Source organism: Paenibacillus sp. Soil724D2, from assembly GCF_001427935.1.
In the GTDB taxonomy this organism is placed as follows: domain Bacteria; phylum Bacillota; class Bacilli; order Paenibacillales; family NBRC-103111; genus Paenibacillus_E.
Genome location: NZ_LMRY01000002.1, coordinates 1 through 24103, shown reverse-complemented (window position 1 = coordinate 24103; position 24103 = coordinate 1). Strand labels below are relative to the sequence as shown.

Annotated in this window: 22 protein-coding genes; 16 read left to right on the top strand and 6 right to left on the bottom strand. The window is 45.3% G+C overall.

What is annotated here, in order from left to right; translation table 11 throughout:
* Positions 1 to 94: 94 nt before the first annotated feature.
* Positions 95 to 667: a TetR/AcrR family transcriptional regulator gene (locus ASG85_RS04095; protein ID WP_057303865.1), complete on the bottom strand. Its 573-nt coding sequence runs from the start codon at positions 665 to 667 to the stop codon at positions 95 to 97.
* A 378-nt stretch (positions 668 to 1045) separates the two neighbouring features.
* Between ASG85_RS04095 and ASG85_RS04090 the strand changes: the two genes are divergently transcribed.
* Positions 1046 to 1420: a glyoxalase gene (locus ASG85_RS04090; RefSeq protein WP_057303864.1), complete on the top strand. Its 375-nt coding sequence runs from the start codon at positions 1046 to 1048 to the stop codon at positions 1418 to 1420.
* 14 nt (positions 1421 to 1434) lie between these two features.
* On the opposite strand, the gene ASG85_RS04085 is transcribed toward ASG85_RS04090, so the two are convergent.
* The 5 genes from ASG85_RS04085 to ASG85_RS04065 form a co-directional block, all read right to left on the bottom strand.
* Positions 1435 to 1800 (bottom strand): hypothetical protein, encoded by a 366-nt coding sequence (locus ASG85_RS04085; RefSeq protein WP_156390007.1) that lies wholly within the window; start codon positions 1798 to 1800, stop codon positions 1435 to 1437.
* Positions 1784 to 2095, bottom strand: a complete 312-nt coding sequence (locus ASG85_RS04080; protein WP_057303862.1) for a hypothetical protein — start codon at positions 2093 to 2095, stop codon at positions 1784 to 1786. The genes ASG85_RS04085 and ASG85_RS04080 overlap by 17 nt, the downstream gene beginning before the upstream one ends.
* 49 nt (positions 2096 to 2144) lie before the next feature.
* Entirely contained in the window at positions 2145 to 2528 is a 384-nt protein-coding gene (locus tag ASG85_RS04075; protein ID WP_057303861.1) for a VOC family protein, read from the bottom strand.
* 133 nt (positions 2529 to 2661) lie between these two features.
* Positions 2662 to 3825, bottom strand: coding sequence for an iron-containing alcohol dehydrogenase (locus ASG85_RS04070; protein ID WP_057303860.1), 1164 nt, complete (start codon positions 3823 to 3825; stop codon positions 2662 to 2664).
* Positions 3826 to 3914: 89 nt separating this feature from the next.
* Positions 3915 to 6071, bottom strand: coding sequence for a hypothetical protein (locus ASG85_RS04065; protein WP_060645439.1), 2157 nt, complete (start codon positions 6069 to 6071; stop codon positions 3915 to 3917).
* A gap of 154 nt (positions 6072 to 6225) precedes the next feature.
* Here ASG85_RS04065 and ASG85_RS04060 point away from each other — a divergent pair, with 154 nt between their 5' ends.
* The 15 genes from ASG85_RS04060 to ASG85_RS03985 all read left to right on the top strand — a co-directional run bounded on the left by ASG85_RS04060 (position 6226) and on the right by ASG85_RS03985 (position 23725).
* On the top strand, positions 6226 to 7272 hold the full coding sequence (locus ASG85_RS04060; RefSeq protein ID WP_162257233.1) for a GGDEF domain-containing protein: 1047 nt from the start codon (positions 6226 to 6228) through the stop codon (positions 7270 to 7272).
* A gap of 57 nt (positions 7273 to 7329) precedes the next feature.
* Entirely contained in the window at positions 7330 to 7725 is a 396-nt protein-coding gene (locus tag ASG85_RS04055; RefSeq protein WP_057303857.1) for a VOC family protein, read from the top strand.
* Between the two features lie 7 nt (positions 7726 to 7732).
* The gene (locus tag ASG85_RS04050; RefSeq protein ID WP_057303856.1) at positions 7733 to 8602 is read left to right on the top strand and encodes a MerR family transcriptional regulator; all 870 of its coding nucleotides are present in this window, start codon (positions 7733 to 7735) and stop codon (positions 8600 to 8602) included.
* A 78-nt stretch (positions 8603 to 8680) separates the two neighbouring features.
* Complete coding sequence (locus tag ASG85_RS04045; RefSeq protein WP_063860149.1) at positions 8681 to 9613, top strand: NAD-dependent epimerase/dehydratase family protein; 933 nt, start codon at positions 8681 to 8683, stop codon at positions 9611 to 9613.
* A gap of 135 nt (positions 9614 to 9748) precedes the next feature.
* Positions 9749 to 11554, top strand: a complete 1806-nt coding sequence (locus ASG85_RS04040; protein ID WP_060645438.1) for an ABC transporter ATP-binding protein — start codon at positions 9749 to 9751, stop codon at positions 11552 to 11554.
* Between the two features lie 1243 nt (positions 11555 to 12797).
* On the top strand, positions 12798 to 13784 hold the full coding sequence (locus ASG85_RS04030; protein WP_057305246.1) for a Gfo/Idh/MocA family protein: 987 nt from the start codon (positions 12798 to 12800) through the stop codon (positions 13782 to 13784).
* 200 nt (positions 13785 to 13984) lie between these two features.
* Positions 13985 to 15040 carry an ABC transporter substrate-binding protein gene (locus tag ASG85_RS04025; RefSeq protein ID WP_082562362.1) on the top strand — a complete coding sequence of 352 codons (1056 nt, stop codon included), beginning with the start codon at positions 13985 to 13987 and terminating at the stop codon, positions 15038 to 15040.
* 70 nt (positions 15041 to 15110) lie between these two features.
* Positions 15111 to 16025, top strand: a complete 915-nt coding sequence (locus ASG85_RS04020) for an ABC transporter permease (protein WP_060645436.1) — start codon at positions 15111 to 15113, stop codon at positions 16023 to 16025.
* Positions 16025 to 16819 (top strand): ABC transporter ATP-binding protein, encoded by a 795-nt coding sequence (locus ASG85_RS04015; RefSeq protein ID WP_060645435.1) that lies wholly within the window; start codon positions 16025 to 16027, stop codon positions 16817 to 16819. Before ASG85_RS04020 ends, ASG85_RS04015 begins: the two co-directional genes overlap by 1 nt.
* A gap of 565 nt (positions 16820 to 17384) precedes the next feature.
* Positions 17385 to 18389, top strand: coding sequence for an asparaginase (locus tag ASG85_RS04010; RefSeq protein WP_060645434.1), 1005 nt, complete (start codon positions 17385 to 17387; stop codon positions 18387 to 18389).
* A gap of 90 nt (positions 18390 to 18479) precedes the next feature.
* Positions 18480 to 19829, top strand: a complete 1350-nt coding sequence (locus ASG85_RS04005) for an ABC transporter substrate-binding protein (RefSeq protein ID WP_057305250.1) — start codon at positions 18480 to 18482, stop codon at positions 19827 to 19829.
* A gap of 79 nt (positions 19830 to 19908) precedes the next feature.
* A complete protein-coding gene (locus tag ASG85_RS04000) occupies positions 19909 to 20802 on the top strand; it encodes a carbohydrate ABC transporter permease (protein ID WP_060645433.1) in 894 nt (297 codons plus the stop codon).
* Positions 20802 to 21641 (top strand): carbohydrate ABC transporter permease, encoded by an 840-nt coding sequence (locus ASG85_RS03995; protein ID WP_057305252.1) that lies wholly within the window; start codon positions 20802 to 20804, stop codon positions 21639 to 21641. Before ASG85_RS04000 ends, ASG85_RS03995 begins: the two co-directional genes overlap by 1 nt.
* A gap of 146 nt (positions 21642 to 21787) precedes the next feature.
* On the top strand, positions 21788 to 22489 hold the full coding sequence (locus ASG85_RS03990) for a copper homeostasis protein CutC (protein WP_060645432.1): 702 nt from the start codon (positions 21788 to 21790) through the stop codon (positions 22487 to 22489).
* 69 nt (positions 22490 to 22558) lie between these two features.
* Entirely contained in the window at positions 22559 to 23725 is a 1167-nt protein-coding gene (locus tag ASG85_RS03985) for an ROK family transcriptional regulator (RefSeq protein WP_060645431.1), read from the top strand.
* Positions 23726 to 24103: the final 378 nt, after the last annotated feature.

The following is a 24103-nucleotide window of genomic DNA, read 5'->3' as shown; positions in this document are numbered from 1 at the left end:
TTTAGAACGATCATTCTTATTTGGGCAAAAAAAACAAGTTAGATCTAACTTGCTATTAGTATATCAATTCTAGAACGAACAGTAAAGAATTTTTTTAATCTAAAGCGGACAGTGTCATATCAATAATATTCTTTAATTTTTGTTGATCCGTTGTTGTCTTAACCAGCGTACGTAGCCCCAACCACGCATTCATTAAATAATGAGAAATAACTTTAGGTTCAAAGTCAGCCTTGATCTCACCCGTTTGCTGACCCTCCAGAACAAGGTTAGTCAACAATTCCTCAGTTCGTGAATAACTCCCATCAACCAGGGATGCAACTTCAGGATCTAAAACGCCCAGTTCCACGCCTGAATTCACGAGAAAACACCCTAGAGGTTCTCCTTCATTTCTTAATGTCGACTCAAACAACTCCCGAATTAATTCTTTGATCGACTTTCGCTTTTCAACCAAAAATTTCATTTTATTGGTTTGCTTAGCTTCATATCGTTCGAGAGCTTTCATAAACAAGGCATGCTTATCCCCAAACGTATCATAAATACTTCTACGGTGGATGCCCATAAAGTTAACCAATTCATGCATTGAAGTTTTCTCGTACCCTTGTGCCCAGAATAGTTGTATTGCTTTATCTAATACTTCATTAACTTCAAATTCTTTTGATCTTGCCATCGTCATCACCTCGAATAATCATTATACATTTAAGTGAACGATCGGCAAAATAGAAATAAAAACGTGAATACAATCAAGCGATAAGTCGCTTGATTGTATACTTGGTGAATGCATTACAGGTATGAGGCCTATCTTATATATTTAACCCAGGCTTCTTCGTTTGTCTGCTTGTAACCAATCAGGCGTCCAGCCTTTTTCCAAGACATCCATGGTCTATCGCATCCAGGATATCAATGCTTAATCGGATGTTACTGCCGTGTACCAATAGCTCCCCAACTCATTAATTACAAATAAACAGTGGAATTTATAGGAAGTTATTGATAAGATTAAAATGAAACCATGTTTCACTAAATGAAACTTCCATTGGAGGGATTATGTATGAAATTTTCATTTCATGGGATTGACCATATCCAATTAGCGGCTCCTGAAGGCTGTGAAGATGAGGCGAGAAATTTTTTTGCAACATTACTAGGCTGGACAGAAATCCCGAAACCTGAAAACTTAAGGAAACGCGGCGGTGTTTGGTTTCAATGCGGTATTCATCAGGTTCACATCGGGGTTCAAAAGGATTTTGTTCCTGCTATAAAAGCTCATCCAGCATTTCAGGTAAGTCGATTAGACGAGTTGCAGACATATTTGTCGAGTCATAACATACAAACCATTCCAGATGATGCAAGAGTCGACGAGGGAGTAAAGCGATTCTATTTGAATGATCCATTCGGCAATCGCCTTGAGTTTCTTGAATGGTTTTAACCAGATTCGTGCCTTTATTGCAGCTCATATTCTTGTTTCCATTTTTGTATAGCTAAAATGAATTCATTCCGATGGTTGCCTGGAAAATGGTCTAATGCCTTATAATTAGGGGCTTCAGCTGCCATTATATGAGATACAGGGACCACACGCAGAATTTCTACAATATCGTTTGCTATCCTAAAAACAATTCGGATGCCAGCCTCTTGTAAGGTAATCTCTTTGCAACCTGCGAATTTAGGATTTGAATAATGGCTTAGTTCTTCGCCAACCTCATTCGCCCGGTAACTCAATTCATCGATTGCTTGATTGACTTCATCTAATACGGAAATATCCAACTGCCTATACTCCTGAGCTGCTCCTGCATCAAAACGAATAGCCAATCGCTCCTTCGTGTGGTTCTTTGCGGATTTCTTTCCAAATCAAAATAGAGGCAGGGTCTTGTGTGATTCGATCTATTCGTTCATTCAGAATTCGCTCTTCCTCTTGTTGTTCTAGCTGAGTCAGGCGTTCAAACATTTGCTCGAAGTAAGGGTACCCAACTAATACTGTATCGACGACACCATTCTCAGTTATGAATTGGGGTAGATCCTTCGCCTTCCTACGCAGCTCGCCAAATTTTTTGGAAGCTGTGGTGGAACTGACCAATTGATCGGCTGTAAAAGTAAGTTTTTTCATGGATATAGTATGATCCTCGTCGCTTTAAGTATTCAGTAGTTATTCCATGTTATTTACAAACCATAAGCAGGTTACCGTCCGGATCTCGAAAAGCGAACCATTGTTCATTTTGGATCTCTGTAACAAGCTCAACCTCGTTATTTTTCATAAATTCATAAGAAGCTTGAATATTCTCGGTTTGAAACATAAAAGCAGGTGTTTGATAAGTTGGAGGGCCTCCTGGTTCATTACCGCCCCACATGGGCATTTGATCAAGCACAAGGGATGTTCCATCCATGGGAAGTGCGTAGAGGTGCCCGAACAAGATATCCCCGTCAGGAGCTATACCAAGTAACCTGCAGTACCAATCCCGTGCATGCTCAATATTCCGAACGGGAATAAAGACATTGCTAATTCGATTCTTAATCGGACTTGACATACGAACCTCACTCATATCAACTCAACCTCCATAAAAGGGATAATTTCCCTATAAGTATTTCATATGAAATCCTGTCTGTAAATGATTTGTAGCATTTTCCCCAGAAAAAAAGAGCGAACTGACAATAATGTCAGCTCACTCCTAATTCTCATAATGACATCCGATAAATATTCACAACATCTTCGCGTGTCAGCTTCTTAAAGTTGCCAAAATCCCCGTAAACCATGGCTTTATCGGCCATTAGCTCAATTGTCGAGTCGTCGATGTCGTAATCGGACAGTCGGCTTGGCGCACCAATGGAGGCTAAGAATTCACGAAGAGCGGCGATGCCTTCCTCCGCAACTTGGCGGTCCGATTTGTCTATCGCATCAATGTCAAAGACGTTCTGTGCGAACTGTTTGAACCGCGCCACGTTGGCATCGAGTGTGTAGGTCATCCAGTTCGGGAAGAGGATTGCTAGACCGCCTCCGTGCGGAATATCGTGAACGGCTGACACTGCGTGCTCCAGATTATGTGTAGCCCAATCGCCGCGGACACCCATGCTCAGGACACCGTTAAGCGCCATTGTACCGCTATATAGGATCGTTGCGCGTCCTTCCAGATCATCAAGATCTCGCAGCAAGCGCGGAGCCGTATCGATCACTGTGCGAAGGATTGTTTCACAGAAGCCATCCTGCAATGGTGTATTAGACGTATGATGGAAGTACTGTTCAAACACGTGAGACATGATATCAACCATGCCATATACGGTCTGATTTTCTGGCAAGGAAGTCGTGTGAGCTGGGTCTAGAATCGAGAATTTTGGGAATGAGAACGGACTGCCCCAACCGAGTTTCTCTTTCGTCTCCCAATTCGTAATAACAGAACCGGAGTTCATTTCTGAGCCTGTTGCTGCGATCGTGAGGACAGTTCCTAAGGGCAGCGCACCCGTTGGAGAAGCCTTCCTTGTAACGATATCCCAGAAGTCACCCGCGTACTTCGCTCCTACAGCAATTGCTTTGGCGCAGTCGATGACGCTGCCTCCGCCGACAGCGAGAATGAGGTCAATGCTCTGCTTGCGGCACATGTCTACACCCCGATGAACAGTTGTTAGTCTCGGGTTAGGCTCAACACCGCTCAGTTCGAAAATATTTACATCCAAGCCTTTCAGAATATGAACAACGTTCGTATAAATGCCATTCTGCTTAATGCTCCCGCCGCCATAGACGAGCAGCACATTCTTGCCATATTTAGGTACCTCAGCTGTTAATTTCTCCAGTTGTCCCTGACCGAAATGCAGTGTGGTTGGATTGTAAAATGTAAAATTATTCATCGAATTACCTCCTCAGTGACTCTGTAGGTAGTATGTACTTACCCTTTCATTGTATAGAAGAAACAGTAAAAAACAAAATCTGGCCTCTGTTAGGGTATAACGACAGCGCCTGCTCTGGATTCCTGGCGCGTGAAAGGCCGATCTCCCAGCCAGTAGATAGTTCCATCCTGCGTAACAAAATGATGAAAAAAGTAAGCTCTTCCTTCAATCGGGAAATGATAATATGATGAAGAAGTAGCAAGTTTCGATGAACCAGGTAAAGAAACATGGTTATCGGCAATTAGGTTCGTATCATGAATAATGCCTTGCGAATCAATGTAGGCCCCACCTGTTAATTGCTGCGCCTTTTGATCCGTTTTCTTTATCTCAACCGTAAATATATTAGTCTCTGAACTTCCTTCTGTCTGTTTGAGGGTAAGCTCATGCACCTTGTTTTGTTCATCTAAGGCTAAGGCGACGAACCGGGAGCCATCGTTAAACACATAGTCTATAGGAGAAAACTGCCTGAAAGACGTTCCCGCCTGAGCTGGGACCATATCAGGGCTGAAGGCTCCTTTGACCATCTTAGGCGCGAAATAGAGTTCGCCTTGATCCGTCAAAGCAAATGCGGAAGGCGATCCGAAGACGCGGGTTACGACGCCCTTCGGTCGTGGATTCAAGATGAAATCAGAAACCTTCAGCGGTCCTGAGTTCCCTTCTATGCCTTGGGCATAAAGGGTTCGCCCACCCCGCAAAACCATGAGGAAACCATTCCAAGTGTGGCTAACATCAACAATGGGTTCAGGAGTTTGCAGCATCCTGCATGTTTTACTGCCGTCTGGATCAAGAAAAAGCAGGTGACCGTTTGATGTTAGCAGCGTATGGCTGTTCAGAGCTTTGCTAATTTTTTGCCCTAGCAGTAGAGGCTTTGGTGTATCATCCGTCTTCCATAACCAGGCATCCCCGTCTTTAATAGCGATGTAGGATTCGTAGGAAGGATAAAGCTCATCAAGTCCAGGCCACTGTCCTATCGCAATTGGGACTGCGGTATAAACAGATGAACGTCCTAATTGGCCATACATGTTGGAACCCAAGGATAACAGCTGACGGTCGGTGGTTAGAGCCAGTACATGATCGGAACCGACGGCAAGTTTAGCCACATTAGACAGACCGTCTAGGCGAATCGCTTTCTCAGGCGTGACGGATTGATAATCGGGACCCAGCAAGCTTTGCAGATCACCCCATGCGAGCACACTTCCATTTTTCTGAAGTGCAACGGTGTAATGCTGCGTCGCTGTAGGCTGAATCGTACTGTCAGGTACCGTCGCGTCAACGAGTTGATTATCCTGATTGATCATGTACCATTTTTGTCGATCAGATTGGATATACGCTTTCGTCGAGTAAGACATTGTCGTCTCGATCTTTGTAGGCTTTTCTTCATTGGGAAGCACAATATTTTGGAGCGAATTAGTTGGGTTTTGGAACGAGTTATCTTGTAAATGGACAAGGGTTCCATCTTTACGTAGACCTAAGGCTATATAGGGGCTGGCGTATATCTCAGTTAGTTCACCTTGCAGCTCCCACTTCTTTGTGGAAGGTTTTCCGTCGCTTCCCCAAGTTTCGTACAGACGAACCACGCCGTTTGGATACCAGCCGAGCACCGATGAATCAAACGCTTGCGCGATGCCGATTGCACCTTTCAACTCTTGAACAGGCTTTGGCGTTTCGCCCATTCCGAGATCCCACACCTCACCTTGATGCGTTAGTGCGAAGCGTCCATCCAGTTGTTTAATCGATGTCGGAGCTCCTGCCACCTTTTGCGGAAACCCAGAAGGGTGTATGCCTGCCTCGAAGCTCAGGTTCCCCCAGCGGTACACACTGCCATCCTCCGCAAGCGCGTATGAGGTGCCAAATTCCATGCCATAACCTGCTTGGTCAAGCAGATGACCTGTTGATACATGGCGGACGCTCGTGAGTGACTTGGTAATTGGCATTTTTACAGCTGTAAATCCTGAATTCTGGGTCGTAGAAGGGTAGATGTCAAAGTCTGCAGGGCACGCAAGAATCTCAAAATCAGCTGTTTTCACAGGCGGGATAGTGGGTGTAACCAATGGTTCCTGGGAAGCAGGGGCTGTAACTACGGGTTCGTTGGGTATTTTCCTAATGGGATAATGCCAGATAAATAAAGTTACCAGGAAGAGAAGGATGACTATGGCGACGATTTTTTCCGTGTGTCGCTGAATAAAGGATTGAAGTCGTTTAAACATGAAACACAACCTTTCCAATAAATGGTTATTCATGTAAAGTAATAGACGACGTTCAGCAAGAAAAGTTGTATATAAATTGAATGAGGCAGGACTTCCTGTTATTTCCATAGAATTTCAAAAGTGTACAATGCTATATCGAGGAAGTGATTGCACCGTGCCTGTGACTAGAAGATCTGACCACATTTTGGAAATTGCCTATTGTTGTGTACGGTGGTTTTTTGTACCGACGTCAACTATTCTATTTATGAAGTATTATCATCAAACGACATTAGATCTGATTATTTTTATGAGTCTATTTGTTTTTGCTGTTATTTATATGGGAATAACGGAATTTGCCATACATCGCAGTCCCATTGACTCTGCCTTCTATCGCTACACAACGAGGACGGGAGTGCTGTTAGATTACGTAGCCTTTGTAGCGATTATTTCGCTAACCGGAGGTACCCAGAGTCCCGTTTATCCAATTGCTTATCTGGTTATTTTGCATGCGTCATTATACTGGAGTCTCGCTGGGGCCATGGTGGCAACCCTTATGGTGATTCTTGGTTATATCGGTGTTGTAATCACGGTCGATGGCGGTTTTATGATAGAAGATCTGCCGCGGCATTTTTTCAACTTTGCTTTTTTGATTATGGTCGGTGTAATTGGCGGCATCATCGTGGCGCGGGAGCGAAAGCATTTTGTGGAGAAGGGCATTTTCGAGAATTTAGCTAAAAAAGACTACCTAACGGGGCTCTGTAATCACCGCAGCTTTCAAGAGGAAATGAAGGAAACGATTGCGCGGAGGCAGCAATTTACCCTTGTGATGGGAGATATTGATTATTTCAAACGCATTAATGATCAGTACGGTCACCAGGCAGGGGATGCGGTTCTGCGGTCGATCGGAACATTGTTTGACTCGAGTATTCCTACTGAGCATGGCAGTGCCTTCCGTTATGGAGGCGAGGAGTTTGTTATCATTTTGTACACACAGGATCGGCATTTCGCTAGTGATCTGCTGAATCAATTCAGAGAAAAGCTGCGCGCGATTGAGTTTGGTACTGACGAGGATAAGTTCCATATTACCATGAGCTTCGGAGCGGCCGTTCGTGACAAGGAGCAAAGTGCGACAGAGTTAGTCGCTACGGCAGATGCGCTTTTGTATGAAGCGAAGGAGCAAGGAAGAGACCGCTTAGTGTGGGGATCGTATTCACTTCCCTAGGCAAGTGGTGGTATGATCGGTCTGTATCCAACGATTACTAATTAGGAGGGAAGCAACATGGCAACGTTAACTCCATATATTTACAGCAGTGATGCAAGAAAACAAGCTGACTTTTACGTGAAGGCACTAGGCGGGGAATTGGTTAGTCTGCGTACTTTCGCGGATATGCCGGATGCGGATGAATCTATCAAAAATCGCGTCATGCATCTAGAGCTGCAGGCCCTTGGCCTTCGCTTCTTCATGGCTGATTCAGGTACAAATACGGTCGATAGAGGCCAAGGTCTGGATTTGACGCTGGAATTTAAGAGCGAAGAAGAAGCACGCCGTATATTCGATGGACTTTCCGAGGGCGGCATTGTGAAAATGCCTTTCGAACGCATGTTCTGGGGGACGATGTTTGGTCGTCTGGAAGATCCTTTCGGTGTGATCTGGCAGATAGCAACGGAATCATAATCATCTTATGAAAAATATGCCAAGAATGCAGGGATACACCGTTGGGCAAACGGCGAAAATATGCCAGACCTCGATCCAGACCCTCCATTTCTATGACAAAATTGGGCTTGTAAAGCCGCACCGTGTGGATGGGCAGAATGGCTATCGGTACTACGCCAGTCAAGATATTCTTGCGATTAAAATCGTTCAGGACCTGCAGAGCATGCAGTTCACGCTAGAGCAGATCGGTCAAATTCTCAAAAGCAAAAGCATGGACAGCATGCCGGAGCTGATGCGTGGGAAGAAGGCGGAAGCGGAAGAAACGATCCGCACGCTGGAAACGGTCGTCGGTACGATTGATCAAAGGCTGCGGCATTTGGACGCCGGGCGGCAGCTGCGCAACGAATTCGAGCATTCGCAAGTCGTGGTAGAGCTGAAGACATATCCGGATCGCTTCGTCGCTTTCGAACGTAAACGTGACGCATGCGGGATGGAGGCTTCAGTTATGCGCTTCATGGCGCTGATGGACCGGATCAAAGAGAACGGTTTGACGATGGATGGGCACATTATGACCATCTATCATGAAGATCTATTGACGTTTGACAGGAGCGATTCCGATATTGAGATCTGTGTGCCGCTGCTGACAACAAAGCCCGAACCTGATTTTACCCGATGGCTGCCGGGCGGGGATTACATATCCGCGGTATACGCGGGTTTTCCTAATGAAGATTCGTGCAAATCGCTGTTCCAACGCTTAAAGGACTGGATGAGCCTGAACGGCTATGAAGAAAACGGTCCTGTGCTGGAGCGGTATTTGATTGATTTTACCCATATGATGAACACAGATGACTTTATTGTTGATCTTCAAATTCCTGTGAGAAACGTATTGACCCTATAGTTGCTATAGGGTTTATTGTTATTTCATAAGAAGAAGCTAGCCGGTCATTCTGGCGAAAACCACTTGGGAGGATGCAGCATGGAAGTCATATTGGGAGTGGGTCCGCTGGGCAGGGCCGTCATGAAAGAACTTTTGAGGAGAGGGAAGAAAGTAAGAATGGTTAACTCCTCGGGCAGGGCAAGTGTACCTGATGGTGTTGAAGTGATGCAAGCAGATCTGATGAGTGAAAGCGGTGCTCTAACTGCGTTAAAAGGGGCGAAGAACGTATTTCAATGCGCGTCGCCACCCTATCATAAGTGGGATGGTTTGTTTCAGCAAATGATGAGCCATATTACAAAAGCCGCTGCCCATCATAAGGTGAATCTAATTATGGGGGATAACCTCTATATGTACGGTGAAGTTACGGGGTTGATCCATGAAGATCTGGCTTATATGGCTTCCACGCGTAAAGGCAAAGTAAGGGCTGAAGTTGCTCGTGATCTGTTGAATTTACACCAAAAAGGGATCGTGAAAGTGACGATCGGCAGAGGGGCTGATTTCTTTGGACCTCAGGTAGGAAATTCCTCCGTTGGTTCGCGTTTTTTCACACCAGTGGCGGCTGGGAAGCCGATTTCGCTGCTTGGGAATCCAGATGTGCCGCATACATTTACGTATATAGACGACTTTGGTCGAGCCCTCGTGACCCTGAGTGAGCATGAAGATGCCTTCGGTCAGGTGTGGCACGTGCCAAATGCAGAGACCGTAAGCGCTCGGCGATTCGCAGAACTAGCCTACGAGGTTGCAGGACACGCTCCGCGTATTGGCACGATGGGCCGTGGGATGCTTCGTCTGGGCGGTCTATTCCTACCGGCAGCCAAGGAGGTTATCGAGATGCTCTATCAATTTGAGCAGCCTTTTGTCGTGGATAGCAGTAAGTTTGTACAGCGCTTTGGCGGAGAAGCGGGACCTACGCCGCTGCGTACAGCGCTTACCGAGACAGTCGCGTACTATCGCGAGAGGGCAAAGAAATAGGAGGCTGCTTCTCCGCCTGAGGGCCGATGGGATCTTGTTTATATTCCGTTTAAAATAGAAGTGTATGATACCTAAGAAAGTGATCATACAAGAGAGAGACGGATGAACATCCAATCGGTAAAGGAGTAGAGATAGATGGCAGCTACAAGGAAAGAAGAGCCTAAGGTTAAGAGCAACTGGCGCGGGTTCGCTCGTTTGCTCGCACAGGCTAACCCGCCTAAGCTCGTATTAAGCATAGCACTAGGGTTAAGTATTATTTCAACGTTGGTGGGGTTGGTGATCCCGCTGTTTACGAAGAATGTCGTCGACAGCTTCTCTGTTAGTTCCCTGAATTGGGCGCAGATTAGCGGGATGGCGATCGCTTTTGTTGCATCAGCTGTAGCTTCCGGGATTTCGGTGTACTTACTGAACTTTGCGGGACAGCGCGTTGTGGCCGGCATTCGGGATCGTTTGTGGAGGAAGCTGCTCGTGCTGCCGGTTAGATACTATGATAACCACCAGACGGGAGATACCATCTCTCGGATGACGAACGATACAGCGGTCATTAAGGGACTCATTGCCGAGCATATGTCGGGTTTCGTCACGGGGATCATCTCGATTATTGGGTCTATTGTGGTGCTTCTGTTTATGGATTGGAAAATGACGCTTATCATGTTCAGCGTATTCCCGATAGCCTTCGTCATTCTTTTTCCGCTGGGTCGGCAAATGTTTAAAATATCCAAGGGCATGCAAGCCGAGACAGCTGGTTTCACCTCCGTGCTGAATCGAGTGCTATCGGAAATGCGCTTAGTGAAGGCAGCCAATGCCGAGCCTGTTGAGTATAAAGAAGGCGCTGCAGGGATAGAAAGGCTTTTCAAATTCGGGCTTAAAGAGGGCCGGATTCAAGCATTAATGGCGCCGCTTGTCACCTTTGTCATGCTAATGCTGTTTGTTGTGCTTTTCGGGTATGGCGGCATGCAGGTTGCCTCTGGAGCTATTTCGGCTGGTCAGCTCGTTGCATTCATGCTGTATTTGTTCCAAATTGTTGCGCCGATCACACAAATTACGCAGTTTTTCAATCAGGTACAGAAGGCGATGGGGGCGACCGATACGATCCTCAAGGTACTCGATTATGAAGAAGAGAATCCGCATGCCGGAGTACCCGTCACGAATGCCTCGCAGTCGATTCACTTCGACCAGGTATCTTTCAGCTACAAAGAAGGGGACTCTGTGCTGAAAAGTGTCAGCTTCACCATGGAAGCGGGCAAAGTAACAGCAATTGTAGGGCCGAGCGGCAGCGGTAAGACGACAATGTTCTCTCTTTTGGAAAGATTTTATACGCCGCAAAAGGGTTCAGTCGCGTTGGGTACCGACCGAATTGATCAATTCTCGCTCATTTCTTGGAGGAGCCAGATTGGCTATGTTTCGCAGGAGAGTCCGCTGATTGCAGGCACGATTAGGGACAATATCTGTTACGGACTGCAGCATGAAGTGACGATGGAGGAACTGAAGCGGGCTTCACAGATGGCGTATGCCGACGACTTTATCGAGGACCTCCCGCAGAAGTATGAGACCGAGGTCGGCGAACGCGGCATCAAGCTGTCGGGTGGACAACGGCAGCGGATCGCCATTGCGCGAGCCTTGCTACGGGATCCGAAGATTCTGATGCTGGACGAAGCAACATCGAGTCTGGACAGTAAATCGGAGGTCGTTGTGCAGCAAGCGCTGCAGAATTTGATGCAAGGACGCACAACGTTGGTGATTGCGCATCGCTTATCGACGGTCGTAGATGCCGATCAAATTATCTTCCTGGACAAAGGCGTCGTGACGGGCAGTGGTACACATCAGCAGTTGCTGGAGTCCCATGAGATGTACCGCGAGTTTGCTACGCAGCAGCTGCAGCTGCATGAGCAGGCGACTGCAGATCACTCACAGCTGGCATCTGTTGAGGTTCGTTCCTAAAATAGGATGAGATAATAATGCGAAAAGCGTTTCGAACCCTGGAATTTCGGGGTTTGAAACGCTTTTTTAATTGAGGAGCCAGCGCATATGTGTGCTTTTTGCCACTGGTGGCCATTGGGCGGAGTTGTTGAGGTTATTGAGGTTGTTAAGGTGCAGTACCACGTCATGTTGTTGGCCGTCCACAGTTTCACGATAGGTCGAAACGTGCGCAGCTTCATGATTGGTCCAAGTTTCACAATGTACAACAATATATCTACTTTTGCACCACTGCAACCCAATATGTTGCATTTCGTACAACAATTTGAGCTGGAAACACAGTTTTCTAAGAAAATTCGATCGATTTGTTGCACGAAATACAACATTAATCCGATTTGCCTGATTTTACGCGCCGATTGTTGTATGAAATGCAACATCTCACTAATTTGCCCGATTGAATCTCTGATTGGTGTGTGAAATGAAGCCTGTTGAATGACTTACTTTTGGAAGCAGGGGAGGGTTAAGTTGTTCGTTAGTAGACCATCCATACTGGCTTCAATGATTCATACGATATAACAGATCGAATACGCTATAAGATAACTTATCACTTTGGATGAATAGTGAAATTTCCCTGATCGTAAAATTATGCTCAGAATCAACATGGCCAGTCTGTTCGCTGAGGGGGAGAACTGTTTGCAGAATATTTAATAGCATAGTAGAATTTCAATGAGGTCGTCTCGTTTCGGATGTTTGTAGGGGTACAAACACATTACCGAATGAGCGGCCTTTTTTTGTACCATTTTTTTGGTTAATCGACAGGCTTGTGAGTATGGATGTGGATAGTGTTGTATTTTCTACAACAATTCCCACCCTCAATAGCTATTTTGCAAGCTGATGTTGCAGTTTGTACAACAATTCTGACCCATTTGAGGCAAAAACGCCTGTATGGGGTCCCAATTGTTGCAGGTTTTACAACATTGAAGCGAGAGAGGCTGGATTTGGGCAGCAATTGTTGTATTTTCTGCAACTCCATTACACTGAGAGTAAGGAGTCCTAATTTATTCGTCTGTTCACAATAAAAGGAGAGAAGGTTCAAGCTTTAAGATTTTCTCTCTTAAGAGAGGCAATTTTATATTCATCTTCCCTCGCCATTGTTTCTAACTGCTTTGCTGCATTTATAAAAAAGGTCACAAGGAGGAGACGGTCTCATGTCGAATATGTAGGATAAAATCTTGTATCACTGTGACCTATTAGGAGGTTTGGATAAGTGGATAAGGTGCGATGGGGTATTATTGGTTGTGGGGATGTGACTGAGGTCAAGAGCGGGCCGGCCTTACAAAAGGCGGAGGGTTCTGAGCTTGTCGCTGTGATGCGAAGAAATGGAGCGCTAGCAGAAGATTACGCCAAAAGGCATGGAGTTGCTGCATGGTACGATGATGCGGAAGCGTTGGTCAACGATCCGGATGTCAATGCGATCTATGTCGCGACACCTCCAGGTTATCATCGGGAATATGCCCTGCTGGCAGCACGGGCGGGGAAGCCTGTCTATGTGGAAAAGCCGATGGCGAGGAATCATGCGGAATGTTTGGAAATGATAGCTGCTTGCGAAGAAGCAAAGGTACCTTTATTCGTGGCCTATTATCGCAGAGGCTTGCCGAAATTTGTTGAGATCAAAAGATTGCTTGACAGCGGTATCCTTGGTGAGGTTCGATTTGTGCAGACGACTTTTCTCCAAACCTTGAGGGATGATGATGGACAGGAGCAGCCGTGGCGCATACGGCCGGAGCTTTCGGGAGGCGGTTTGTTCGTTGATTTGGCGAGTCATACGCTGGATGTTCTTGATTATTTACTTGGCCCAATTGGGGAAGTAAAAGGTTTTGCCAGAAATCAGTCGGGCAAGTATCAAGTCGAAGATATCGTGACAACGACCTATGCATTTGAGTCTGGTGTTATGGGTGCTGGGATTTGGAGCTTCAACTCGTTTAAGCGCAGTGACGTAACTGAAATTACGGGGAGTCTGGGCAAAATTGCGTTCTCGACGTTTAGCGATGATATTCGCTTGGAGATGGCAGATGGTCAGATCGAGGAGTACGCCATTCCGTATCCGGCTCATGTGCAACAGCCTCTTATTCAATCTGTGGTTGACGAGCTTCGGGGTATTGGCAAAAGTCCTAGTACCGGTCGGACTGCGGCGCGAACGAATCGGGTGATGGATGAATTGCTTCGTGACTTTTATGTTCAACAGCAGTCCTGAGCAATCTTCTCCAAATGTTAACAGAAAACATATAAATGCGGATAAAACAATTGACGGAAACCCAGTAGCCCTTTAAACTATGGTTAATTAATATGGAGCCTTGGGTATTTCATATCCTCAAACTTTGTCCCGCAAAAGCGTTAAAGTGGTGAGTGAGCAATGAGTCCAAGCGATAAATGGGAACTTAGAGAGGGGTAATTATGTTGAAAAAGAAAGCACTCGTATCATTCGCATTAACAGCAGCTCTTATGGTCGTAGCAGGTTGTGGGCAGAAGGCAGCTCCGGCTCCAGCAGCAAGCGCTGCGGCTTCAGCTACTCCGGCAGCAACAGCAGCCGCGCAAAAGTCTTATAAAGTCGCGATTTCACAAATTGTCGAACATCCGTCTCTGGATGCAACGCGTCAAGGTTTCCTTGCAGCTCTTAAAGATGGCGGTATCGTGGAAGGTACCAACTTGAAAGTCGATTTCAACAATGCGCAAGGCGATCAACCGAATAACTTATCCATTGCTCAAAAAATTGCTTCCGCCGACTACGATTTGGTACTTGGTATCGCAACACCATCTGCACAAGCTCTTGTACAGCAAGTGAAGAAGTCTCCAATTCTTTTCGCAGCTGTTACAGACCCGCTTGCAGCCAAAATCGTCAGCAATGTGGACAAGCCGGGCGGTAATGTTTCCGGAGCTTCAGACACGAACCCAATGGCTGTTGCGCAATTAATGGATTTCGTTGCTGCGAACATGCCTAAAGTGAAAACAGTTGGTCTTGTTATTAACGAAGGTGAGCCTAACGCTGTTATCATGGCCAAAAATGCAGAGCAAACCTTAACGAAACATGGTATTAAGCTCATTAAAGCGCCGGTTACTAATACGTCTGAGGTAAAACAAGCAGCGCAATCCCTCGTTGGCCGCGCGGATGCTTTCTTGATTACACTGGATAACACGGTCGTTAGCGGCGTGGATGGCATCATTCAAATCGCGAATGAAAAACACATTCCGTTCTTCTCCAGTGACCGTGATACCGTGGAAAAAGGTGCTTTTGCAACAGTTGGCTTCAAATACTATGATCATGGCTACCAAGTTGGCCAAATGGCTGTCGACATTCTCAAGAATGGTAAAAAACCAGCAGACATGAAAGTAACTGTTCCTGAAAAAATGGATCTGATCTTAAACCTGAAGGCAGCAAAAGCTCAAGGAATTGATGTAACAGACGCTATGAAAAATGCAGTAAAAGATAAAGAGAAAAACATCATTCAGTAAGGATTAAGACACAAAAGGGGTGAACGTCGCTTTCGTTCACCCCTTTTTTTCAAAGTAGGAGGTTATTCACATGATGGATTCAATGACTGGTGCCGTCGAGCTGGGTCTTCTCTATGCGTTGATGGCGCTTGGTGTTTATATCACGTTTCGCATTCTCGATTTCCCTGATCTTACGGTGGACGGGAGTTTTACAACAGGCGGCGCTGTTGCAGCTATCATGATTGCTCATGGCTATTCGCCGCTGCTAGCTTGTTTCGCTGCTTTTGCAGCCGGGCTTGTGGCTGGAGCTTGTACGGGACTGCTCCATACGAAAGGTAAAATTAATGGACTTTTATCAGGGATTCTTATGATGATTGCCTTGTATTCCATTAATATGCGCATTATGGGCAAGCCTAACATTTCACTTCTCAATGTCGATACGATATTCACTTCGGTGTCGCCGATTACGGTTGTGCTTATTATTGTCATCGTGTTCAAATTGCTGCTGGATGCGTTCCTGCATACTGATTTGGGACTTGCTCTGCGAGCAACCGGTGACAATGCGAGAATGATTCGCAGCTTTGGTGCGAATACGGACAATACTACGATTCTAGGCGTCAGTATATCGAACGGATTAGTGGCACTATCTGGAGCTCTCATCGCGCAGCAGTCGGGCTTTGCCGACATCTCGATGGGGATCGGGATGATCGTCATTGGACTAGCTTCCGTTATTATTGGGGAAGCGATTTTTGGCGCTCGGACGGTTTTTCAAGCGACACTGGCTGCTGTACTCGGTTCCATCGTGTACCGTATTGTTGTCGCATTGGCCCTGCGAGTCGAATGGCTAAAAGCATCCGACTTGAAGCTCATTACCGCGATTATTGTTATTATCGCGCTTGTTCTACCTTCCGTGCAGCGAGCCATTAAGCAAAAAGCAACAGCGAAAAGGCGTTCAGCTGAGCTCATCGCCCTCGCTGTGAAAATGAACAAGGGAGGTGATCGCTAATGCTTCAGCTCTCGAATGTTTCTAAGCTATTTAACCCCGGTTCAGCGGATGAGAAAATCGCGCTAATCGGCATTAACTTGAACCTCAAGCCCGGTGACTTCGTCACGGTCATTGGAAGTAACGGCGCCGGTAAGTCGACGCTGATGAACATCATCTCCGGCGTCATGACGCCGGATGCCGGCGAAGTCGCTATTAGCGGTGAGGTGATTCATCACCTGCCGGAATACGAGCGCAGCCGTTGGGTCGGCCGCGTCTTTCAAGACCCCATGGCGGGGACCGCTCCTCGAATGACGATCGAGGAGAATCTCGCCATGGCGTATGCCCGCGGCAAGAAGCGCGGGCTGAGCTTCGGCGTCACCTCGCGTAAGCGCGCGCTGTTCCTGGAACAGCTGCAGCGCCTCGGCATCGGCCTGGAGGGCCGTCTGCGCGCGAAGGTGGGCCTGCTCTCCGGCGGAGAGCGCCAAGCCCTCAGCTTGCTGATGGCGACGTTCACCAAGCCGCAGATTCTGCTGCTTGATGAGCACACCGCCGCGTTGGACCCTTCGCGCGCGGAGCTCATCACACGATTGACTGAGGACATCGTGCGCGAAATGAAGCTGACCACCTTGATGGTCACGCACAACATGGAGCAGGCGATACGTCTCGGCAACCGCCTGATCATGATGGATAAAGGCCGCATCATTCTTGATGTGAGCGAGGAACGGAAGAAGGACCTCACCGTGGAGCAGCTGCTCGGTGAGTTCGAGCACATCAGCGGCAATAAGCTGTCGGATGACCGCGTGGTGCTGGGTTAAAACAGAAAGCCTGCTGCAAAAGGGAAGGATTCCTTTTGCAGAAGGCTTTTTTTGCCTCTGCACACGTATCAAGGGCGGTAAAACTTTTAAAGGACGAGCCTATAGAAGAGTCTGCTTCTCAGCCTGCTGTCGAGGCTCCAACTCTTACGGTAGCTCCTATCGTTCAAGCTGAGGAAGAAATTTGGCGGGAGTCTCGTTAGCGCCTGTATGTCGAAGCTCGGGCTCTTACTACCTGGAGATTAGAGTTAACTTAGTTGACATCATTTCATTTTGAAATTGTCACCTAATCTGTGAAATTTCACTACGAAAGCGTTACCTGTTAGTTTACTTAACAAAAAAACAAAAAATGTTTGACAACAGATAGGTGAGTTGTTAATATTTAATTATTAACATCACTGGAATAAATAAAAGAAGAAAAGAACATTTACATCATGCATTCAGTCATTTTTGTCTGGTAATATTATCGTTTCATTGTTTTATTTCGACAATTAATAACATCTGTGGAATAATTGGCCTCGCAACAACATTAGACCATGAAATTTTACGCAAAAGAGGGGAAGACGAAATGGATAAAACATTAGTTGAAGAGTATCGTGGAGGTGCTTTGGAATGCGTGCATAGCGGGCATATTTGCGGAGTCTCCATCTCGGGTGCTGTTAAGTACGCAGTAGGGGATGTAGAATCATTAACATATTTAAGGTCATCCGGAAAACCATTTCAAGCTATTCCTGTCATTAGGCATGGCGCGGATAGAAAGTTTGGCCTATCTGATAAAGAAACGGCAATTATGATCGGCTCCCATCGTGCGGAAACCTTCCATGTTGAAGCATTGGAATCCATGCTTACCAAGATTGGAGTGGGAGAGGAAGCGCTTGTCTGTCACCCCACTTACCCCTTAAGTGTGCCTGCTTCAGAAGCCATGCTTAGAGCACAGAAGCCTAAACGTTCGATTTATCATAATTGTTCTGGAAAGCATCTTGGCATTCTTGCTTTGTGCAAAACAATGGGATATCCGACTGAAGGCTACTTTGAACCTGATCATCCTGCTCAAATCGAGATCGTAGACACCCTCGCTTACTTATCTGAATGTCCAAGAGAACAGATCCACATAGGTACAGACGGTTGCGGTTTTCCGGTGTTCGCTATTCCTCTTAAGCATTTAGCGACTGCCTTCATGAAGCTGGCCTGTCCAGAAGTGATTGAAGATCTTGAAATTCGATCCGCCGTCATCCGAATAACCGCTCTCATGAACGAGCATTATGAGATGATTGCTGGTTCAGAAAGAATCTGTTCCAGTTTACTTATGGATCCCAATATTGTCGCTAAGGGCGGTGCGAAAGGCGTGTACTGCTTTGGATTGAAAAAAGAAAAGCTAGGTTTCGCGCTTAAAGTGATGGATGGCTCTGAGGACGAGTGGCCTATCATTACGGCATCCATCCTTGAGCAGATTGGATATAGTAACCAAGAGACGATCGATCGTATGTATCAACTCACACCAACTGACATTACGAACGATAATCGTAAGGTTATCGGAACAAACAAAGCGGTTTTTACCTTAGAAATCATATAGATACCCAGGCTTAGTTACTAAATTATGTTGAGGAAACGATCTTCAGCAAGATTTTATAACATAGATCAAATTACAGGAGGGGTTATAAAAATGAAGAAAAAAGCTACGATTCTAGCCTTATGTACCAGTCTAGTACTTACTTTTGCTTTAGCAGGCTGCTCTACGAATGGCGGGCAGAATGAAGCGGCAAAAGCCACTGGAGCCGCAGGAGCCAAAGAAGCCACAGGCAAGAAAGCGAAAATCTCGTATCTCGATCCGCTGCCAAGCCCGGAAAGAACAGCGCTTATGCAGGGGCTTTTGAAGCAATTTCAAGAGAAAAACCCGAATATCGAAGTTGAATATACGTCTGTTCCTTGGGATGATGCGAATAAGAAATGGATGACCATGGGTGCAGCTGGCATTCTTCCTGACGTATTGAGTATTGATGATACTTCTTTAGTAGCTATGGCTTCTGCTGGTTATATCGAGAACTTGCAACCCTTTTATGACAAATGGGATCAATTAAATAATTTGACGGAAGCAACCAAACAAGCGAGAAACAAATTCAAAGGGAATGTCTATGCGATTCCAGATGGATTCTTGCTGCAGGGCTTATTTATAAGAAGCGATTGGTTTAAAGAACTGAATATGCCCGAGACCATCGCGACATGGGATGATTACTTTAATCTAGCGCAAAAATTCACAGACTCTGCGAAAAACAGATACGGTATTTCCTTCAGAGGAGGAGCCAATGGCGTTATTCGCGCAATGGAATATGTTATGGCGGCGGTTCACTCCGATAGTTGGTTTGATAAAGATGGTAAATCGATTTTGTATAAACCTGAAGGCGCTGCGGCCTTTAAGAAATTTTATGATGTTTACTTAAACGGAAATGCTCCTAAAGAGTCTGTCAACTGGGGCTTCAACGAAATGGTTCAAGGATTCTTAAACGGTCAAACGGCTATTTTAAATCAAACGCCTGAAGTTATTATTACAGCTCAGAAAAATATGAAAGAAGGCACATGGAATGTAGTTCCAATGCCTAAAGCCGATGACGGAAAACGTTACATTTTCTGGGGTTACACAGCGGCTTACGCCATGTCTTCCAAATCACAAAATAAAGAGGCTTCTTGGAAGTTGATCGAATTCTTAAGCTCTCCTGAGAACAACCTAGCGTACAGTATTAAAAATTCAACGATTCCTATTTACAAAGAAAACCTGAAAGATCCGTTCTTCAGCAAAGGTCCTATTGCTGGGTATGCAGGTTCCATGGCGGATTCCAACATTGTGTTTGCAGGCCCTCCGAGCCATTTAACGAAGCTTGGTCAATTCACGGGAACGTTCGCAGTAGAAGAAACGCAAAAATATTTGACAAAGGCGCAATCGCTCGAGGATACTGTTAAGCATCTTGCAGATTTTCTAACCAAAGAACAACAAGCTTATATGAAGGAAAATCCATAAAAAGAAGGCAGATAACCGGGGACACGAATGAATCCCCGGTTATCTATTCTAAAGTATTGAAAAGGCGGGGAGAGAAAGTATGCTAAAAGCAATTCGATGGAAATCATTCGAGCCTTATTTATTAATCACTCCTGCTGTTCTAATTATTCTAGCTTTTTTTGCTTATCCGTTACTATCAGGACTTAAGCTTGCTTTTATGCATTATGTCTTATTTGAACCGGGGGATATCCACTTTTCAGGTTTTGAAAATTTTAGATCTTTACTGGCCGATAAGAATCTCCCTCAAATATTAGGTAATTCTGTACTTTGGGTCATCCTAACGGTATGTTTGCAATTCGTTCTTGGATTTATTTTGGCACTAGCGCTTAACAAACAATTTAAAGGGAAAAACATCTACCAATCTATTGTTTTTCTGCCTTGGGCCGTGTCTGCTTTTTTAATCGGAATGATTTTTAAATGGTTGTTTAATGAACAGAACGGGCTTATTAATTACTTATTGGTGAAACTCGGAATTCTGGAAAAAGGCATCCCCTTTTTGGCTATTCCACATGTCTCTATTTACCCAGTCATCGCTGCTATGGTTTGGTATGGAGTGCCTTTTTTCGGGATTATGATTCTTGCTGCTCTGCAAAACGTACCTAAAGACATCTATGAATCTGCTGATATTGACGGGGCAGGCCGAATGACCAAACTGTTTCGAGTTACGATTCCTTATATCAAACCGACGATTATTATTACATTGCTGCTCCGAGTGATTTGGGTATTCAATTCAGCCGATTTGATTTACATCATGACCAATGGGGGCCCAGCTAATACTTCACATAACTTGCCTTCCTATATATTTAATAAAATCTTCTATACGACCGACTATGGGCAAGCCTCCGCATTGGGAATTATGATGCTAGCAATACTTATTCTTTATACGTTAATTTTCTTGAAAACGACTAAATATGATGATGCAGGTGATTTCTAATGGTCTCCTATGTTCGGAATGTAACCCCTACAGTTTCTCGAGTCATTGCGTTAACATTGTTCCTAATCGGTGCGTTGTTTCCATTTTATTGGATGCTAGTCACTTCTCTAAAGGATAGACAGGAAATTTATAGCGGGAAGCTAACGCTTTGGCCCAAAAATTTAACGTTTGCGAACTATATAGATACTTTTCAGAATTCTAGCTTTCCGCATTATTTTATGAACAGTTTTATAGTAAGTATGAGTAGTTCAATCTTGGTGTTGATTGTATCCATTCTTGGTGGCTATAGTATGGCCAGATATTCATTTCGAGGCAAGAAGCTATTTCTTATTTCCTTTTTGGCTACTCAAATGATTCCTGTGATGGTTATTTTAGTTCCTCTCTTCATTACATTCAGTCATTTGCACTTGTTAAATAAGCTGCCTTCGTTGATCATTACTTATACGGCCATGAACATTCCTTTTTGTTTACTGACGATGTCCAGTTTCTTTCAGAGAATTCCCGTATCTCTCGAGGAAGCGGCTCTAATTGACGGGTGTAACAAGTTTCAAACGATGATCAAAATTATTCTGCCCATTATGCGGCCGGGAATTGTTGCTACCCTTGTATTCGCATTTACAGGCGCGTGGAATGATTTGTTTTTCGGAGTTATGTTTACGAATAGCGAAAGCACCAAAACAGTCCCTGTAGGGCTAAGCAGTTTTGTGCAAAAATTTGATATTAACTGGGGACAAATGAGCGCAGCGGGTATTTTATCCTTGATTCCGGTTGTGATTATGTTTGCTTTTGCCCAAAAATACATTGTATCGGGACTAACAGAGGGTGCAGTCAAAGGATAACGACTTCAATTGGTGAAGCGGAGAGACTTTGAGCTACGACGCTCAAAGATCCCAAAGCGGAGAGACTTTGAGCTACGACGCTCAAAGATCCCAAAGCGGAGAGACTTTGAGCTACGCTCAAAGATCCCTATATTAGGAGGAGAATTATGCTGCTGGAAGTTATTGCGACTACCGTGAAGGATGCTTTACTGGCCGAACAGAGCGGTGCGGATCGTATCGAACTCATAACTGGGATTCTGGAAGGCGGGTTAACGCCTAGCTACGGCTTAATTGATGAGGTTGTGCACAGCACGAAGATCCCTGTTCAAGTGATGATTCGCCCGCATAGCCAATCTTTTTGTTATGACCAGAGAGATCTTGGCGTGATGATGAAAGATATCCAGACTGTGAAACGGATTGGTGCTCATGGCATTGTACTTGGGGCGCTTACCAAAGACCGTATGATTGATCACGAGGTGCTGCGCCGATTGTTAGATGAGGCGGAGGGGTTATCTGTGACTTTTCATCGTGCATTTGACGAAGTAACCAATCTCGAGAAGGCTCTAGAGGAACTGCTATCTTATAGACAAATTGATCGGGTGCTCACTTCTGGAGGAAAGCCAAACGTGCTTGATGCACAAGAAGAAATCAAACAGCTTGTTAAGAAAGCGGAGCATTCTCACCTGCAAATTTTAGCCGGAAGCGGCTTGACCGTAAGTTCAATTCCTGCCTTCCTTCAAGCGACAGGTGTGAAAGAGATTCATTTCGGTAGAGGGGTACGAGTGGATAATCATCCGATAAATGAGATCGATACGGAAAAAATTAAAGATATAAAAAATATGGGTAGGGATCATGTTGCTAATGGTTGACTGCGGTGTGTAGGATGGTTAACATTAGATTTATTAACATGGGTGGAATAAGAAGAGGAATCCAAGTAAATGAAAAAAATTGAGAAGCATGACCAAGATGTGATCAGACTGCACAATAAGCAGATGATTTTGGAAATCATTAAAAAGAGTCGGCCCATCTCTCGAGCGGAAATCACCAAAATCACCAAGTTAAGTCCTACATCTGTAGGGCGTATCGTAGGTGAGTTATGTGAACAAGGATTGGTGAGGGAAACCGCGTTAACCTCGGTAGGCGTTGGACGTAAGGCGATTATGTTAGATATCGATCCCCAGGCGGTTTATACAATTGGTGTCGACATCGGTAAAAAGGCGATTAAGTTCGGAGTCATGGAGTTCAGCGGTGAACTTCTGCATGAGGAGCGAGTTGATCATATCGCTTTGCAAACAACCCCCGAAGCTACGGCCGCCATCATCTCCGAAATGATTAACTTGATGATTGCGCATAAAAATCTAGATAAGTCGAAAATCATTGGCATCGGCATAGGTGTGCCCGGTGTGATCGACCATGAACGGGGAAGCGTCCAATATTCGTCGACATTGGGTTGGAAAAATATCCCTTTTGCTCAGTTCATCCAGGACAAGCTGCATATTCAGACAGTTATTGACAATGACTTGAAAGTGAAAATCCTTGCTGAGTATTTACTAGGGTCTGCCCGCGGATCGAGAAAGACAGCATTGATTGAGTTGGGCACCGGCGTAGGCTCCTCTTTGATCATTGATGGCGACATTTTTCGCGGAGGTTCAAACAGTGCCGGGGAATTAGGACATACCACGCTGGATCCGAATGGCAACATGTGCGAATGTGGCAAAAGAGGATGTCTGCAAACGTATATCGACGAGTCGGCTATTCTGCATGAAGCAAACCGAATCAAGGAGACCGCCGATATCCAGCAGCTTTTTGCAGCTGCACAGAACGAAGAGAACTGGGCCCAAGATATTATATCCAGAACTTCGCTTTACATTGGCATAACCATTAACAATATTGTCTGCATGTACAATCCCGATGCCGTCATATTATGTGGAGATTTGGTGGAAAATTACAGTGAGATTGTGCCTTTAATCGAAGAACAGTGCGGGCAGGTGGTGTGGGAACCTTTTCGTGACACGTTCAAGATTCTGACTTCCGAGTTGAAGAGCAAATCGATCGTTGTAGGCGCAGCCATGTTAGTGATGAATAACTACGTTGATAAAGCTTAAAGTAAAAGCGTTACGGACGTTTGAGGCGGCAGCCCCATGTTCGTAACGCTTTTTTAAATATATAAGATCATAATTTCATTTATTTCTTCTGGGCAATCTAAGGATGTTGTATGTGGTACAACAATTTGCGCGCCAAAAGGCTATTTCACAACTTGAAGTTGCACTTTGTACAACATTTTGAGCCCATATGTTGCGAAATGGCCTATATAGGACCAAATTGTTGTACATGATGCAACATCGAAGGGATAAAGGTGGCATCTAGGCAGAATTGTTGCACTTTCGAGTCAATTTCATAATTAAATATTGGTTAATGCACGGAGTTCCCCTAGCAGGGTGTCCCTCATTTTTTGAAAATTCGATTTCTAAGCTGCCTCTGCG

Coding starts and splice junctions, on each gene's coding strand:
- ASG85_RS04040 (WP_060645438.1), top strand. CDS start 9,749: ATGGCAGCTACAAGGAAAGAAGAGCCTAAGGTTAAGAGCAACTGGCGC.
- ASG85_RS04015 (WP_060645435.1), top strand. CDS start 16,025: ATGCTTCAGCTCTCGAATGTTTCTAAGCTATTTAACCCCGGTTCAGCG.
- ASG85_RS04065 (WP_060645439.1), bottom strand. CDS start 6,071: ATGTTTAAACGACTTCAATCCTTTATTCAGCGACACACGGAAAAAATC.
- ASG85_RS03990 (WP_060645432.1), top strand. CDS start 21,788: ATGCTGCTGGAAGTTATTGCGACTACCGTGAAGGATGCTTTACTGGCC.
- ASG85_RS04010 (WP_060645434.1), top strand. CDS start 17,385: ATGGATAAAACATTAGTTGAAGAGTATCGTGGAGGTGCTTTGGAATGC.
- ASG85_RS04075 (WP_057303861.1), bottom strand. CDS start 2,528: ATGAGTGAGGTTCGTATGTCAAGTCCGATTAAGAATCGAATTAGCAAT.
- ASG85_RS04000 (WP_060645433.1), top strand. CDS start 19,909: ATGCTAAAAGCAATTCGATGGAAATCATTCGAGCCTTATTTATTAATC.
- ASG85_RS04070 (WP_057303860.1), bottom strand. CDS start 3,825: ATGAATAATTTTACATTTTACAATCCAACCACACTGCATTTCGGTCAG.
- ASG85_RS04095 (WP_057303865.1), bottom strand. CDS start 667: ATGGCAAGATCAAAAGAATTTGAAGTTAATGAAGTATTAGATAAAGCA.
- ASG85_RS04005 (WP_057305250.1), top strand. CDS start 18,480: ATGAAGAAAAAAGCTACGATTCTAGCCTTATGTACCAGTCTAGTACTT.
- ASG85_RS04025 (WP_082562362.1), top strand. CDS start 13,985: ATGTTGAAAAAGAAAGCACTCGTATCATTCGCATTAACAGCAGCTCTT.
- ASG85_RS03985 (WP_060645431.1), top strand. CDS start 22,559: ATGAAAAAAATTGAGAAGCATGACCAAGATGTGATCAGACTGCACAAT.
- ASG85_RS04050 (WP_057303856.1), top strand. CDS start 7,733: ATGAAAAATATGCCAAGAATGCAGGGATACACCGTTGGGCAAACGGCG.
- ASG85_RS04045 (WP_063860149.1), top strand. CDS start 8,681: ATGGAAGTCATATTGGGAGTGGGTCCGCTGGGCAGGGCCGTCATGAAA.
- ASG85_RS04020 (WP_060645436.1), top strand. CDS start 15,111: ATGATGGATTCAATGACTGGTGCCGTCGAGCTGGGTCTTCTCTATGCG.
- ASG85_RS04080 (WP_057303862.1), bottom strand. CDS start 2,095: ATGAAAAAACTTACTTTTACAGCCGATCAATTGGTCAGTTCCACCACA.
- ASG85_RS04090 (WP_057303864.1), top strand. CDS start 1,046: ATGAAATTTTCATTTCATGGGATTGACCATATCCAATTAGCGGCTCCT.
- ASG85_RS03995 (WP_057305252.1), top strand. CDS start 20,802: ATGGTCTCCTATGTTCGGAATGTAACCCCTACAGTTTCTCGAGTCATT.
- ASG85_RS04055 (WP_057303857.1), top strand. CDS start 7,330: ATGGCAACGTTAACTCCATATATTTACAGCAGTGATGCAAGAAAACAA.